General features: G+C 33.4%; 14 protein-coding genes and 1 tRNA gene. 2 read left to right on the forward strand and 13 right to left on the reverse strand.

The window, feature by feature from the left end; translation table 11 throughout:
• Positions 1–38 precede the first annotated feature (38 nt).
• The gene (locus tag ACGH47_RS08160) at positions 39–614 is read right to left on the reverse strand and encodes a TIGR00730 family Rossman fold protein (RefSeq protein WP_411623172.1); all 576 of its coding nucleotides are present in this window, start codon (positions 612–614) and stop codon (positions 39–41) included.
• Positions 615–762: 148 nt separating this feature from the next.
• Here ACGH47_RS08160 and ACGH47_RS08165 point away from each other — a divergent pair.
• Positions 763–838: transfer RNA gene (locus ACGH47_RS08165), tRNA-Asn, on the forward strand.
• Between the two features lie 404 nt (positions 839–1,242).
• Here ACGH47_RS08165 and ACGH47_RS08170 read toward each other — a convergent pair.
• The 8 genes from ACGH47_RS08170 to ACGH47_RS08205 form a co-directional block, all read right to left on the reverse strand.
• A complete protein-coding gene (locus ACGH47_RS08170; RefSeq protein ID WP_220215764.1) occupies positions 1,243–1,722 on the reverse strand; it encodes a hypothetical protein in 480 nt (159 codons plus the stop codon).
• 440 nt (positions 1,723–2,162) lie between these two features.
• Positions 2,163–3,215, reverse strand: coding sequence for a hypothetical protein (locus tag ACGH47_RS08175; protein WP_411623173.1), 1,053 nt, complete (start codon positions 3,213–3,215; stop codon positions 2,163–2,165).
• Between the two features lie 324 nt (positions 3,216–3,539).
• Positions 3,540–4,130: a hypothetical protein gene (locus tag ACGH47_RS08180; protein ID WP_267360573.1), complete on the reverse strand. Its 591-nt coding sequence runs from the start codon at positions 4,128–4,130 to the stop codon at positions 3,540–3,542.
• Positions 4,131–4,205: 75 nt separating this feature from the next.
• Positions 4,206–4,880: a hypothetical protein gene (locus ACGH47_RS08185; protein ID WP_411597279.1), complete on the reverse strand. Its 675-nt coding sequence runs from the start codon at positions 4,878–4,880 to the stop codon at positions 4,206–4,208.
• 317 nt (positions 4,881–5,197) lie between these two features.
• Positions 5,198–5,500 carry a hypothetical protein gene (locus ACGH47_RS08190; protein ID WP_220215760.1) on the reverse strand — a complete coding sequence of 101 codons (303 nt, stop codon included), beginning with the start codon at positions 5,498–5,500 and terminating at the stop codon, positions 5,198–5,200.
• Between the two features lie 232 nt (positions 5,501–5,732).
• A complete protein-coding gene (locus ACGH47_RS08195) occupies positions 5,733–7,115 on the reverse strand; it encodes an MATE family efflux transporter (RefSeq protein ID WP_411623174.1) in 1,383 nt (460 codons plus the stop codon).
• A 241-nt stretch (positions 7,116–7,356) separates the two neighbouring features.
• Complete coding sequence (locus ACGH47_RS08200) at positions 7,357–8,367, reverse strand: serine hydrolase domain-containing protein (protein ID WP_411623175.1); 1,011 nt, start codon at positions 8,365–8,367, stop codon at positions 7,357–7,359.
• A 17-nt stretch (positions 8,368–8,384) separates the two neighbouring features.
• Positions 8,385–10,697 (reverse strand): excinuclease ABC subunit UvrA, encoded by a 2,313-nt coding sequence (locus ACGH47_RS08205; RefSeq protein WP_411623176.1) that lies wholly within the window; start codon positions 10,695–10,697, stop codon positions 8,385–8,387.
• Between the two features lie 455 nt (positions 10,698–11,152).
• Here ACGH47_RS08205 and ACGH47_RS08210 point away from each other — a divergent pair, with 455 nt between their 5' ends.
• Positions 11,153–11,893, forward strand: coding sequence for a carbonic anhydrase (locus tag ACGH47_RS08210; RefSeq protein WP_411623177.1), 741 nt, complete (start codon positions 11,153–11,155; stop codon positions 11,891–11,893).
• Positions 11,894–12,162: 269 nt separating this feature from the next.
• Here the strand turns inward: ACGH47_RS08210 and ACGH47_RS08215 are convergent, their stop codons facing one another.
• The 4 genes from ACGH47_RS08215 to ACGH47_RS08230 are packed head-to-tail and all read right to left on the reverse strand — an operon-like array spanning position 12,163 to position 14,981.
• Positions 12,163–12,999, reverse strand: coding sequence for a transporter substrate-binding domain-containing protein (locus ACGH47_RS08215; protein WP_411623178.1), 837 nt, complete (start codon positions 12,997–12,999; stop codon positions 12,163–12,165).
• A 42-nt stretch (positions 13,000–13,041) separates the two neighbouring features.
• On the reverse strand, positions 13,042–13,467 hold the full coding sequence (locus ACGH47_RS08220) for a GNAT family N-acetyltransferase (RefSeq protein ID WP_411623179.1): 426 nt from the start codon (positions 13,465–13,467) through the stop codon (positions 13,042–13,044).
• An 18-nt stretch (positions 13,468–13,485) separates the two neighbouring features.
• Positions 13,486–14,244, reverse strand: a complete 759-nt coding sequence (locus tag ACGH47_RS08225; RefSeq protein ID WP_411623180.1) for an amino acid ABC transporter ATP-binding protein — start codon at positions 14,242–14,244, stop codon at positions 13,486–13,488.
• Positions 14,241–14,981: an amino acid ABC transporter permease gene (locus ACGH47_RS08230; protein WP_267351956.1), complete on the reverse strand. Its 741-nt coding sequence runs from the start codon at positions 14,979–14,981 to the stop codon at positions 14,241–14,243. Before ACGH47_RS08230 ends, ACGH47_RS08225 begins: the two co-directional genes overlap by 4 nt.
• Positions 14,982–14,997 lie beyond the last annotated feature (16 nt).

Here is a 14,997-nt window from a genome sequence, read left to right on the forward strand (position 1 = left end):
AAAACGCCATCTAATGATGGCGTTTTTCTTATATTCACTTATTTCTTTACCCAGCGTTGTAAATCTTTCGGAACGAAATCGTCCATTTGTTTCAGCACAAATTCGGCGTTATCACTAACAATTAATGTGTTATAAAAATTTTCCCGAATAAACCCTTCTTGCACAGCATGCTTTAAAAAACTCAACATAGATTGCCAAAAGTTTGCAATATCAAATAATGCCACCGGTTTTTCATGATAACCAATTTGCATACCAGTCCAAACCTCAAAAATCTCTTCTAATGTGCCGGTACCGCCTGGCATAGCGATAAAACCGTCAGCCAGTTCTGCAAGCCTTGCTTTACGTTGATGCATATTGGCGACCACCTCTAATCGGGTAATGCCATGGTGAGCAGTTTCGGCTTTAACTAAACGTTCAGGGATGATGCCGATGACTTCACCGCCATGAGCTAAAACAGCATTCGCAATCATTCCCATCAGCCCTTTATTACCTCCGCCATAAATTAATCGCCGATTTTGTTTTGCTATAATTTTACCGAGTTGCTCGGCAGCTGTTCGATATTCCAATCGATTGCCTTCACTGGCACCACAAAATACACAAATATTTTTTTTCATAAATCATACTCTAGCTATTCTTACCGTAGCCCTTTATTTTAGCATAGGCGATGTATTATTTGTTTACTCACTGAGCAGTTAGTTTTATTTCGTGTTTTAACGATTGACATAATCATTATAGATCGTTAATATTCTGACCGTAGAGTGTTCCTCCATAGTTCAGTCGGTAGAACGGCGGACTGTTAATCCGTATGTCACTGGTTCAAGTCCAGTTGGAGGAGCCAACTTTTCACTTCATCTCATATCTATACGTCTCTATTTGATTATAAATCAATATTTTATATTTTTTTAGTATACCGCTCATCCTTATACATCTATCAATTTAATATTTTTTCGGGTTCAAATGAGGGTTAGCAAAAATGCTCATTTTTTTCAAATAAAAAGTAAAGCGATACTTTGAGGATCTCTTTCGAGAGCTGCATGATAAGCAGTAGCTTCAGCAACAAAAAACTTTGGGCTTGAAGCTTTGGCAACCTGTTCGGCATCAAAACCCTTGGTATCTGACAGGTAATAGCATTAGCTCCCCCATAAGTACCAAATATAGACCTTCCTATAAATCCATTTATAAAAAGGCCTCTTTAAATAATCAGTTCTATTTGTAGAAATAATAAACTTATCGAATTCCTTGTTAAATAGGTGATAACTCTTCTATAATCGCTTCCCAATAATAATCTAAACTTTGATAATTATTATTTAATTTATTCATTTTTTGTTCAAAATCATTAAAATAATGTGATCTATTTTCTTTATCATTTTTCCAATTATTTAAAAAAAATTCATAATAATAAATAGAGAATAGAAACTGAAATAATCCTACATTTAATATTGTTTTTTTCTTATTTGAAGGAAAAAATAAATAAACTTGCTTAGTTGTAATACTATATATTATCTTTCTGCTTTCACTATCATCTAAAATCAATTCTTTATTATTTAGATAGTTAATTTCTTTTGTAAATTTAAAGTCTAATTCTGTAGAGTTTGGTAAACCGATATTAAATAGTATTTCTGCATCTTCAATATTTAAACTATCTCTTAATTCATTGTTATCGTTTTTTATAATTAAATTATCTTTAAAAAATAATTTGATTTGCTCTAGTTTATTTTTCATTCTTCTCCTTTATTAGTAGGATAAACTGGTTTTCCTGATCTTTTTGAAAAAATCAGTATTCTTTTCAGCCTTTCCAGCTTTTCTAGCTGTTCTGGTTTCTTTTGTTGAAGTTGTAGTTCTCTCTCTTACTATAGGTAGTAAGGAAACTACAACGTAAAAGGCAAAGTATGTTCTAGAAAAATTTTTTTATACTGCCGCTTAAATAACCAATAACAATCAGGTTAGAAAACAGCAAGGAAAGATAAATTTCTTCATTTTTAATCTCTTTTATAAACTTCAATGATTTTATTATCCATAAAGTTTGCTGATTACAAATCATATTTTTAATCCTTAATAAACAGGATAAAAATAAAATAGCCTTACGTTTTTTCTCTTTATTTCCTTTGTGACTTCATAAATTTTTCTATTTCTGCAAAATTTTGTAATTATTTCACCATTAACTATGGTTTTATAAATTTACGTTCGACAAGCTCACCGTCTTTATAGGTTTCTGTGTACAAAAGTTTGCCTTTTTTGCGGGTGGATAAGATAGGTTCATTCAGTTCATTATATTGTTGTTCTAATTGATGACATTTCCAAATACCAACAGGCAGGCCATTTTTGTATTCCGATTCGAGATAAATATAACCGATACCTAGAGGCGCATATTTACTGACTGTTATCTCTATCCATAGCCCCTCGCGAGTATGGTTTTGAACTAAACCTTCCTCTGTATCATTAAGATCTGTATTTTGAAAAGAACCATTAGTATCATAATAGCGGATGAATTTGCCTTGGGGTGTCAGTTGGTATGTTCTTTTTTCATAAGCATCACTGTCTGTCTCATCACTACCAAGATCCCTAATAATTATTTTCCCATTATCATAATAGAAAAATCGATAGCTTCTACCCAGATCATTTCCATATTCGTAAGTGGCTACTAATCTATCCACAATTTGATCAGAGCTGATAGAGATAATGGATTGAAAAATAAGGTGTCTTCCATACTCGCAATGGTTGCATTCTAACTCAAGGTTCTCAGTGGTGAGTAGAAACAGATCAAACTGAGGAAAGCCGGCTATTTTTTCCACATGAACTGTAATCTTCTGGTTTAAAATATCGTTGATATTAAATGGGATATCATAGGAATCCTGAACAATCTGCTTTAAATTTTCTTGGGTTAAAGTAATCTTATAGGATTGTTCTGATTGGGACTGCTTATATAAATTTCTGGCCAATTCATCAAAAGCTTTTTCACTCCCAGAACGTTCATTTTCTGTTTCTGCATCTTGCCAATGTGTGGCAAAAGGATATAAAACATGTTTATCACCAATTGGCGGGCTGGCAAGTGGAGCTTGCATAATTTGGGTAATAAGATCGTCTTTTTTATTTTTATTAATCGGTTGGCTATTCGCCATTTGCTTACAACCTATCATAAATAGGATGGTGAAACATACTATTATCAATCTCATTGCCAATATTCCTTGTTTATTTTTTACAATGTTTCCCTCCATACTTAACGCCCGTATAAAATAACGGGTGCAGTATATGAGTGCGGTTTTCAGAATTTATGGAGAGTATATACCTGATTTCAGATAATAGTGAATTTATTTCTTCTTTATTTTAGGTGGATCTTTAATTGATAACTTACTATGAATATTAACAATTTTTGCCAGAATATTTTTTTATTATCACGCATATTATGCACGGCAATCCATAGTAAAAAAATCCTGAATAATTATATATCATTTAGTCGCAATAAATTGGTATATCATTATTCAGGATTTTTATGTTGATTTTCTATAAAACTATTTAAAACTAATTCTTTTTTAAAACTATTATTTTCTATTGCGTAATACGCCATATTTGAAGTAATCTTCCATTCCTACAATATCCTCAGTATTGTAATCAGCAGGTATAGGACAGTCCAATATTTTGGTTTCAATTGATAAAGGTTTTAATTTTATTTCCTTAGTGACTTCATAAATTTTTTCAATCTCAAAAAAATCATTTTCTTTATCAAATGTCCCCAAACAAATTCCATTTTTATTATTTTCTAATCGAACATCAATAGAATATACATATTTATTAGCAACGAGGAGCACATCTCTTAAAATGTCATTTTTATCATATAAAAGAATATAATTATCTTTAAGATTACCTTTAATACATATCGGTCGAACATAATAAAACTCTGCATCAAGACCAAAAGTATCTGGTAGGTAGTAGTCTTCATTATTAAGATTAAAAAGCATGTCTAACTCTTTTGATTTAAAATAATCATTATTTCGATCATATTGTGCTTCATAGACGAATTTTGTATCTATATATTGATTTTCGTAGGCATTACAACTGAATGGTAAAAAAATTGCTAAAAATAAACTAATCAAATAGTTTTTAATTTTTATGGTAGTGCGGTTTATTTTCATTTTCATCATCTCCATCTTTGGTATTATAGGAATTTAGTCTAATTTTTGCCGATATATTTTTTATTACCACGCATTTTATGCACTGCAATCCATAGTATAAAAATCTAGAATGGATAAATACCATTTATTATCTAATTGGGTTAGATAAAATATAAAAATATTTTTTTCATGATTCGGTATTATACCTGGAAAGTTTTCTATATAGACAACTTTAACTGTTTTAGGGGCTATTTTATCGGCAATGGATTGATATTCCTCCCAAACAGGGTTTTTTTCAAATTGATAGTGTTTTAGTTCCCAATGATAATAACCAAGCGCTATTTTTAAAGCCTCAATATTTTTTTCTTTTGAATTGGCATACAGACCTAGTTTAGTGACTTTTTCACTACATGGATCAAATGTAGGATATTGTTCATATTGTATTTTAGGATTGCCAGATATTGAAAACCCTAGCAATTCATCGTCTACCCAAGACGGTATTGTATTTTCAATTATTTTATTATTCGATTTAAATTGTTCAATTCTTCTCATTGTTGGGCTGGTACTTCCATTATATACAATGAAAAGACCTATATCTTTATTAATATATTGGTTAATTTCTTTAAAATTCTTTTTATTAAAAAGGTCAATAAGTTGATAAACCGTAGCATCAAAATGTGGGATTGTTTGAGTCACTGCTGATTGATTTTCTATTTTTTGACTACATGCTATATTAGCCAAAGACAATAGAATCAGTAATAATATTCTCATTTTAAAATTGTTTCCTTTTACTATTAAATCAACCTGTTAAGACTATTTATAACTCATTTTTCCGCTTTATCAAATACTCAGTGATTATTTTTGAAATGGTATAAATAATAATAAGCATCCAGTTTAAACTTAAAATCATCATCAGAATAAATTTCTTTAATGTCTTTTTTATAAGTTACGATAGCTGTTATATCATAATTATCTAATCCTCTTTCTAGTAAATGTTTCTCTATTTCATTACTTAATAATTGTGGTTCATTAACCTCTTTATAAAAAGCAAAAAAATATCAAGAAAGTAATAGGTGGCAAAAATTGCTTTATAGGGTTTTCTCTTTTGTATTTTTATGTTTTAAAAAAAATAATATAAGCAAAACTGAAATATAAAGAATTAAAGGAATCTTATAAATCATATCAATGATATTTTGTCCTATCATTTCATTTTCATCAGAAAACAAAACATAATAACTATTGTGACTTAAATAATTAATATAATTATAATTTTCAGAAAGAGGATTCAATTTTAGCGCCAAAAAGACAGTAGGATCATCTTTACAAATAAGAATTTGGGTAAAACCTTTAATTAATAGCAATAGTATTATTAAAATCTTTAATAGTTTCATATTGTCATCCATTTATAATCTTATTGGATAGATTGAATTTCGACTTTAATTCGGGGATGTGCTTCATAGATATTAATTTTTCCCTATTCTTTTCTTCCAATAATATAATGATATTCAATATCTACCCAATTATTTTTTACAATATATCTTTCTTCTCCTTGATTAACTTTTGTACTTAGCTTATTTGCTTAATATTGTTTGTGATAATAGCGTAGCAATAGACGAGAATAACTTATTCCAAAATTGATTTGAATTTTAATGATTTCAGACTTTTCTTCACCCACAAAAATGACAATAAACATGAAAATAGGTTTCCGATTGCCATAGAGATAAAAATGCCATTCATTCCCATTTTTTGAGCATAGACTAAATATAGTCCTATAGAAAAAATAATGATCATTCTAATATAAAGGATAATTACCGCAGGTAGGGGTTTTCCTGTCGCTTGAAAGAATGATGCGATTATCCATGATATTGCCATAAAGCAAAATGTAAATGATACGATTAGCACTTGTTTTGTGGCAAGATCAATCACTTCTGGTATTGAAGTAAATATTGAAAATAACCAAGGAGAAAGTAATACATAAAGTGCTGCAATGATGCTACATAGTATCATTATTGCCCTTAAGCCTAGATTAAAAGCTTCTTTAATCCGATCAAGTTGATTACGTCCATAATTTTGCGAAATAAAGACCGTCATTGCACCAGCAATAGCAATCATCGGAATAACTAAAATCTGATCAATTCTCCCAACCAATGTCCATGCATTCATTGCATTTTCATCAAAGGTATTGGTGATCATTTTGTTATATGCAACGATAATGATATAAGTTGAGGCTGTCATTAAAAACTGAGGCAATCCAATCCGTATGATTTCTCTGGCAATTTTTCCGTTAAAGTGAGCAAAGTTAAATGTTAACGGAATTCTTGATTTTCCCTTGTGTATAAAGCGGATTAAATAGATAAAAGCCATAAATAACGATATTGTTGTGGCTAAACCTGCACCAGCCACCCCCATATCGAGTACAAATATCAATATCGGATCAAGTACGATATTGAGCGTTACCATAATCATAAATGATATTGCAGTAACATATGTCAGGCTTTCGCCAATAAGAATACCGCCATAAACCTGTAATAATATTATGAACAGTAAACCTGGGGCTAATGAATATAAAAACTGTAGACTATAGACTGTTGCTTCTAGGCTTAATTTATCACCTGATAATAAATTAATAATTTGTGGGCCAAAAGCATAACACATAATCATAAATGGCACGGTTAGCAGTAAAGCTATGACGACACCTGTAACACCTAGATTTTGATAATGATTAAATCTTTTTTCGCCGATCAATCGCCCCGTTGTGGTACTGAGTCCAACGGCTAAACCTGAGGCGATAGCTTCAAAGACAAAAAATAATGGAAATAAAAGACCGGTTCCCGCCAACGGGGCTGAAGAAGTAGGATTGATCAATGAAATAAAATAGGTATTTATGATTAAGTAAGCATAATTTAATAAGTGACCAATGAGAATGGGAATCCCTATTTTTATAATTATTGGCATGATTGGACCTTCAAACATGCCTTTTTGCAATTTTTCTTGAAAATTTGACATAGATTTCTCTTTAAGTTTATTTTTTAATAAATAGTGATGTTATTTTTCTCTAGCGCAAAAAAGCTTCTAATCGACATGTTATCGAGAGCAAAATATCCATTATATTTTTCACTTTATAGCACCTGCCCGAACAGCACCTATCCCAACCTAAAACGTTTTGTTAGACAGTTCATGGCGGTAAAACCTTCTTGCCTTTTGGTGGAATGAATTGCAGAAACAAAATTTTGTTAACGACTTAAAATTAACTATCTGTTATCGATGGAATGATATAATCCGCCATGAGTTCCCACCTGTCGATTATCATCTTGTCGACTTTCGATACGATTGCCACTATCAGATCCTTTTCGGGAACACAATAGAGATAAGTTCCGCCTATGCCTGCTGCAAGAAAAGTGTTAATCCCCTTATCTTCTCTAAGCCACCACATATAGCCACAATCTTCCGTATGCTGTTTTAGCGATTCATTTATCCAGTTTTCTGAAATGATTGGCTTGTCATTGCAATGGCCTTTATTCAAATACAAATATCCCAAACGAAGCATATCACGCAGAGTTAAAGACAGTCCCCAGCCTCCAGTATTGATATTTTGAGGATCTTTTATCCAACCGGTAATACTTTCACCATAGACATCTTCTTTAGAAAAGGATTTCATCTGTTGGTCATCGATCTCTTTCACCCCTAAATGACTAAAAAATGATTTATTGGCAAATTCTCGGGTTGATAGCCCCGTACTCCGCGTAATAATCGCTGAAAGAAGGTGCGCATTAGACATATTGAATTGAAACTCCCCAAGCTGGCCTTTTTGTCCCAACATTTCAAGCATAAACATCGTCCAATTCTTTTGCCTTCTCAACCTATCTAATGGCTCACTCTTTTTCCAAGAATAGGGTGCAGTCATGGTTAGTAAATGTTTGATTGTCAGATGTCGCTTTAACATATCACTAGCTTTGGATTCCGCTTCTGGAAAGAAATCCAGTATTGGTTGATCGACGCTTTTTATATATCCTTTATCAATGGCTATTCCCACTAAAGCGGAAGTAACACTTTGTGTTACTGAAGTGAGATGATGAGTATTTTCAGCATGGTAACCTTTGAAATATTTTTCAAACACAATGCCGCCTTTTCTCAAAATAGCGATTCCTTTAATAATGCCGAGTTGAAAATTCAAGGCGATATCCAGCTCTCTCAATTTATCTGGATTCATATCCACCGATTCTGCATCAATGGTTTCTAATTCTTTTATATTAGCCATAATCAAGTATCCACTTTTTAAATCGTAAGGTATTTTCCGATTAGTGATTTTGGATTTTTCACCAAGTCTTTAGGGGTTCCTTCGGCAATGATTTCACCACCTTTTAATCCTCCTTCAGGACCAAGTTCCACAATCCAATCACACGATTCAAGAACTTCATGATTATGCTCAATAACAATCACAGAGTTTCCGCTTTTGATTAATTCATCCAACAGTTTTATCAACTGAGCTGTATCATAAAGGCTTAAACCGGTAGTAGGTTCATCCATGATATACAAGATATTTCCTTTTCGTTGCCGTCCTAATTCCTTCGCGAGTTTTAGTCTTTGGGTTTCCCCTCCGCTCATTGTTGAAGTGGGTTGCCCAAGCTTTATATATCCCATACCAATCCGTTCCATTATCTGTAACGGACGAACGATGACATCATTATCACTAAATAGGGCTATCGCTTCCGAAATCTGCATATCAAGAATTTCTGAAATATTTTTCCCTTTATACGTGACAGTTAAAGCTTCGTTGTTATATCTTTTACCTTTACATTTTTCGCATGTTGCGTACATCTTTAAACTACCTTCAGGAAAAATAGCTTTACGTCCACTACCATGACACTCTCGGCAAGCGCCCTCGGAATTGAAGGAAAAGTGTCCCGCCGTTAAATTTAACCGTTTTGCTTCGGGTTGTTCTGCAAATAATCTGCGTATCTTGTCCCATATTTTGGTAAAAGTGACAGGATTCGAATTTATATTTCTTCCTATTGGTGCCTGCGATACTTCAGCAAAGCCAGAAATATTTTCTGCACCATCAAGCCTTTCTGCTATTGTTTCGATTAATAGTGATTCATCTTCAAAATCTACTTCGTTTTCTTCTCCATTGGTATTGTTCTTATTGGCGTCTAAGCGAAAATAACTTTTTAACAGGGGCGTTAGCGTGCTCGATATCAAGGAGCTTTTACCACTTCCGGAAACGCCCGAAACCCCAATAAGAATGCCTAATGGAAATGCGACTGAAATATCTTTTAAATTGTTGGTTTTGGCGTGTCGAATGACTAAACGGGGAATAGCAGAATCATCGATATTTTGTTTTAACATCCTTACCGGCATTTTTGCTTTACCGGAAAGATATTGTCCTGTCAATGATTTATCGCATTTTAACAGACCAGCATAATCACCTTCATAAATAACTTCTCCGCCTTCAATCCCCGCTTTTGGGCCAATATCAATGATATGTTCAGCTATTTCTATCGTACTTCTGTCATGTTCCACGACAATAACCGTGTTGCCCAAATCTTTAAGCGCTTTTATGGATTGTAAAAGTTCAATTTTTTCTGATTCATGTAGACCCACTGTGGGTTCATCAAGAATATAGATAAGTGACTCCAGTTTCGATTCCAAATGCGAATTAAGGAAGAGTCGTTGTATTTCTCCGCCACTTAGTGAGGACATTTCTCTATAAAGTGATAAATGCCCTAAACGAGAAGCAATTAATGAGTTTGTTTTACCCAAAATATCTTTAAGAAGATTTTTCCCAAATTGCGTTATTTCGTTTAGTTCTAATGCCGATTCAAAAAACGTTTTAGCCTCGTCTAAAGTCATTTTGCCGACTTGACCAATATGTTTATCATTAATTAATATGTTGCGAGCTTCTTCACCAATGCGATATCCATGACATTCTGAGCAGAGGGTTATTTCGTACAGACCATTTAAATATTCGCCTCTTTTGTGTTTAGCTTGCAAAATTCTTGATAAGCAGAAGCTTTGATTTGCACTGTTATTGCTGACATAATGCCCGTTTACCACTTCTTCTTTTATTTCATCCGGTATTTCTAAATAAGGCTGATCCATATAGCCTTTGAAATTCCTTTCCAAGACGCGAAGTATACCGGGGGTTACCCCGATAAAATTAAATAACTCTCGAACGGTGGGATTTTTATTTGCAATAAGCTTTTCCATATTAACGTGATAATATGCGCCTCTGCCAGCGCATTTCATACACATTCCGTTAGGGTTATTATAGGAAAAATAGCCTAATTCAAGGCGCTCTTCCTCATGTCCACACTTAGCGCAGACACTATCTTGTCCAATAGTTTCGTTGCACTCTGAACATTTAACCTGCCCTTCACTTGAATACAGTAGGGCAAGAAGGTTGAATATGTTTGTTTTTGAACCGACTGTTGATCTTGGGTTATTCTGACGTACAACGCTTTGCTTAACTGCAATTGTCGGGCCGATACCCTCTATGCTTGCGAATTTTCTCTCATTTTCAAGTCCCGGAAAGATTCCTAATGATTGAAGATACCCTTTACGTCCTTCTTCAAACACAATATCAAACATCAGACTAGACTTTCCTGATCCACTTATACCAGTGGCAACGGTTAATTTGTTTTTGGGAATAGTAATATCAACATCTTTAAGATTGTGAATCCGAGCTCCTGTTATTTTTATACTTTTCATCTAATCACACCTTGTCTTTTTAATTAAGAAATTTCAACTAATTTATTTATCGTTTAGATCAAACTATTGAGGAAATATAGAGCATTATTTTTTATTAGTGAAATGAAATATCTATATTTTTTAAAATTTATTGACAAAATTGCAATTTTGTGCATTGGTTGTATTTTACCGACATTTAGTTAAATATATTGTTTATTTAAAAAACAGTTCAAATTTTTTAAGAGGCCTTAATGAGGTTTTTGAGAGAATTGTTTTAATTAACTAATTTTAGATAGTCAGGCTAGTTTAATAAGTCTATAATTTCGCCACAAATCACATTATTAAATTGAGAAATTATGAAATTGAACATAAGGATTGTTGCTTTAATTGCAACATTTAGCTTCCCCTGTTTTGCAAATGAACATACCACTCATTGGGGATATGATGGGCAAGAAAAGCCTGAAAACTGGGGAAAGCTTTCACCGGAATATTCAACTTGTGAAAATGGCAAGAATCAATCACCAATCAATATTGAACATGCGTTTAAAACAAATCATCCTGAGCTTAGTCTTATTTTCAATTCTGCTAAGCAAGAAATGATTAATAATGGTCATACTATACAAATCAATGTATCGGGTGAAAATAGTTTAACGTTGGATGATGAAGTTTTTACATTGCAGCAATTCCACTTTCATACGCCTAGCGAAAATGAAATTAACGGTAAGCATTATCCGATGGAGGCGCATTTTGTTTATAAAAATCAAAATGGCGATTTAGCGGTAATGGCCTTAATGTTCAATGAAGGTAAAACTAATTTAGAATTAGAAAAAGCATGGCAGCAAATGCCAACAGTGGTTAATAATAGTTTGTTATTAGATAATACCATTGATATAAAAGCGTTATTACCCAATGTATTGGACTACTACCGCTTTAGTGGTTCACTGACTACGCCACCTTGTACAGAAGGGGTAAGGTGGATTGTGTTAGAACATGAAAGTTATGCATCAAAAGCACAAATCGAAAAATTTCATTCCATTATGCAGCATGATAATAACCGACCAATTCAACCGTTAAATGGACGAATCATTGTTGATTAATTAGTTTGGCTCTGGAATCATCTTTCCAAGAGCCATTAATTATCAATAAGAAAATCTTCTAGTCTTACATTTTATAGCTTAAAGATACTTGTAAAAGTAAAGACCTTGATACCATTTGAGTATAAATCCTTACTAAGCCTTGCCCATAATATTCAGCATTTTAAAGCATTGTGAATAAGTGCTTTATATATCTATTTCATTATGGTAGGCAACGCTATTTAACCCAATGTTTTAGCTATAAACTAATTGGTTATTTTGATTATGTTAGTTCACTGTTTGGGTGAATAATCAGCACCAAAATAATGAATACTAATTTCTGATAATTTTCCATTATTGATGATCTTTTGGATGCCTTGATTGATATCTTTGGTTAATTGTTCACCTTTCTTTCCTTTGCTGATCAATAAGTAACTATAGGGGGAAGCAATACGTTCAGCATCTTCGTTGCTTAAATCGATACTTTTGAGTTTCAAGTTATGTTCGCTGATATATTGTGACAACATGACTTTATCAATTAACTGAAAATCATATTGTCCTGTTTCAACATGCTGTAACACTGGCAGTAAGTCTGCTTCACTGTAAATAATGTTGACGGGGTTATCGGGATGTTGTTCATTGTATAACTCTAAGGCTGTAGCATAATTAAGCCCCGGTGAAACTTCAGTCGATTTGCCTTTTAAATCACTAAAACGGTTAATATTGTCATTATTTTCAGCTACTGCTATCACATATTGGTTCATGAAAATTGGCGAAGAATAAAAATATTTTTCTTTGCGTTTTTCATTCATCGCATAATTATTGGCTCCGACTTGATAACGTTGAGAGTCAAGTCCTGCTAAAACCGAAGGAAACTCGGTAACTTCAAAATTGATTTCATATTGTGGTAATTGGGCAAATACCGCTTTGACTACCTCAATATCGTAGCCAATTAATTCTCCTTTATCATTCACTGTTGTAAAAGGGCTGGGTGCACCAGAGGTAGCAATAGTAATTTTTTCCTTTTGGATTGTTGGTGAGTTTTCCTTGGCGTTATCACAGCCAGATAACAAAACAGTTAAAGTTAGTACGCTTAAAGCTGAAATAAAATAATTTGTGGGGATATTCATAATGCTACTCTCCTTTTTTTACGGAATAAAGCTAAAACAGTTTTAGATAAAACCCATATTTCTCATTTCTGTTCGATGATCGACCTGATAACGAGCCATTCCCGTTTTCATTAAATCGAACCCCAAATTTTTATAAAATTCGATGGTTTGGGGATGAGTATAAAGAATGATATTACAGTGATTGACCTGTTCTACCAGTTTTTCCACAATTAACCGTCCAAATTGCTGACCATGTAAATGGTTTGCCAGCGCAATGTTATAAATGGCTGCCTGACAAATACCATCTGATAATGTGCGTCCCACACCCACTACTCGTTTTTTTTCCAGTAAAAAAACGACGCCATAACTCTGTTTAAAGACTTGTTCTTGAGTTTTTGCATCAAGCGAACTGAGTCCATAAAAGGCAAGCAAGTCAGCGACATCTTGCCAGTTAATATTTTGACAATGTTGTTGTAAAACAATACTCATTACGACCTCTTTTAATCATTAGATTTCATACTCCATTTGCATGGTATTGTAATAGCGTGCTAAAAAATCACGGGTTCTTTGCTGAGTTGGATTGGTAAAAACTTGTTTGGGTGTGCCGTCTTCTATTATTTGCCCTTTATCCAAGAAAAAAACTCGGGTTGCGATTTCGTGCACAAAACTCATTTCGTGAGAGACAAGGAGCATAGTTATACCTGATTTTGCTGCTAATTTTATCGTAGCTAACACTTCTCCGACTAATTCAGGATCTAAGGCGGAAGTGGGTTCATCAAGTAATAATACTTTAGGATCCATGGCTAACGCTCTGGCAATGGCTACTCGTTGCTGTTGTCCTCCCGATAGCTGTTTGGGGTAATGATAGATTCTTTCACCTAGTCCAACTTCAACTAATTTGTCATAAGCTATTTGTTGTGCTTTATCTTTGGGATATTTTTTTACAACAACTAATCCTTCCATTACATTTTCTAATGCATTTTTTTGTTGGAATAAATTAAATTGTTGAAATACCATTGCAGTTTGTTGGCGAAATCTGACTAATTGCGATCGCTTTACACGGCTGACATCCAACTCAATATCGTCAATAGTAATTTTACCGAATTGTGGTCTTTCTAATAAATTTAAGCATCGTAGCAATGTTGATTTGCCTGCTCCTGACGCACCGATAATTGCCACAATATCATGAGGTTTAATATGAAAATTAAGATTATTAAGTATTGAATGATCTTGAAAAGATAAAGTTAAATTTTGCACATTTATCATAATAGCTTCCCTCGTCGATAACTTGGCGTATTCACCGTGTCAGATATCGTAAGGCGCTTTTCCAAATATCTTACGATTAATTCAATAATGATGGTTAATGCCCAGTAGATGAGTGCCAATGAAATATAGACTTCAAAATAGCGATAACTATGTCCAGCTAAGGTTTTACCTCTGCCCGTCATTTCAGTTACAGAACAAACGAAGGCGAGGGAGGTGCCCTTAAGTAAGCCTATTAGTGCGTTACCAAGATTGGGTAGGGCGACAATAAAGGCTTCCGGAATGATGATTCGACGTAATAACTGGCTATAGGTCATCCCAAGGGACTGTGCTGCTTCAATTTGTCCTTTATTTACCGATTGTAATGCGGCACGTATTGTTTCTGAATTATATGCCGCTTCATTAAAGGAAAACGCAATCAAAACAAACAGCATTGGCGGAACACTGTTAACATTAAAATCGGTATGATAATAATAATTGATATAACGTAATATAATAGGAATACCATAGAAGCTTAAATAGAGTTGCACTAGCAATGGCGTGCCTCTAATAAATGAAACAAATATCATCGCTATCTGGGAAAGAACAGGTATCTTGTTCATTTTAATAATAGCGATGATGAGTCCTAACATTACTCCCAGTAACATTGAAAAAAGAGTAATAAACAATGTGACCGGCAAATAAGCAAGTAATGTCGGAATTTGGCTGAAAATTAATCCAATATCTACTATATTTGGCATTCGTATTATCCCAATA

The organism is Gilliamella sp. CG16 (genome assembly GCF_046635785.1).
GTDB classification, from domain to species: domain Bacteria; phylum Pseudomonadota; class Gammaproteobacteria; order Enterobacterales; family Orbaceae; genus Gilliamella; species Gilliamella apicola_I.

Coding starts and splice junctions, on each gene's coding strand:
- ACGH47_RS08160 (WP_411623172.1), bottom strand. CDS start 614: ATGAAAAAAAATATTTGTGTATTTTGTGGTGCCAGTGAAGGCAATCGA.
- ACGH47_RS08170 (WP_220215764.1), bottom strand. CDS start 1,722: ATGAAAAATAAACTAGAGCAAATCAAATTATTTTTTAAAGATAATTTA.
- ACGH47_RS08175 (WP_411623173.1), bottom strand. CDS start 3,215: ATGGAGGGAAACATTGTAAAAAATAAACAAGGAATATTGGCAATGAGA.
- ACGH47_RS08180 (WP_267360573.1), bottom strand. CDS start 4,130: ATGAAAATAAACCGCACTACCATAAAAATTAAAAACTATTTGATTAGT.
- ACGH47_RS08185 (WP_411597279.1), bottom strand. CDS start 4,880: ATGAGAATATTATTACTGATTCTATTGTCTTTGGCTAATATAGCATGT.
- ACGH47_RS08190 (WP_220215760.1), bottom strand. CDS start 5,500: ATGAAACTATTAAAGATTTTAATAATACTATTGCTATTAATTAAAGGT.
- ACGH47_RS08195 (WP_411623174.1), bottom strand. CDS start 7,115: ATGTCAAATTTTCAAGAAAAATTGCAAAAAGGCATGTTTGAAGGTCCA.
- ACGH47_RS08200 (WP_411623175.1), bottom strand. CDS start 8,367: ATGGCTAATATAAAAGAATTAGAAACCATTGATGCAGAATCGGTGGAT.
- ACGH47_RS08205 (WP_411623176.1), bottom strand. CDS start 10,697: ATGTTTGATATTGTGTTTGAAGAAGGACGTAAAGGGTATCTTCAATCA.
- ACGH47_RS08210 (WP_411623177.1), top strand. CDS start 11,153: ATGAAATTGAACATAAGGATTGTTGCTTTAATTGCAACATTTAGCTTC.
- ACGH47_RS08215 (WP_411623178.1), bottom strand. CDS start 12,999: ATGAATATCCCCACAAATTATTTTATTTCAGCTTTAAGCGTACTAACT.
- ACGH47_RS08220 (WP_411623179.1), bottom strand. CDS start 13,467: ATGAGTATTGTTTTACAACAACATTGTCAAAATATTAACTGGCAAGAT.
- ACGH47_RS08225 (WP_411623180.1), bottom strand. CDS start 14,244: ATGATAAATGTGCAAAATTTAACTTTATCTTTTCAAGATCATTCAATA.
- ACGH47_RS08230 (WP_267351956.1), bottom strand. CDS start 14,981: ATGCCAAATATAGTAGATATTGGATTAATTTTCAGCCAAATTCCGACA.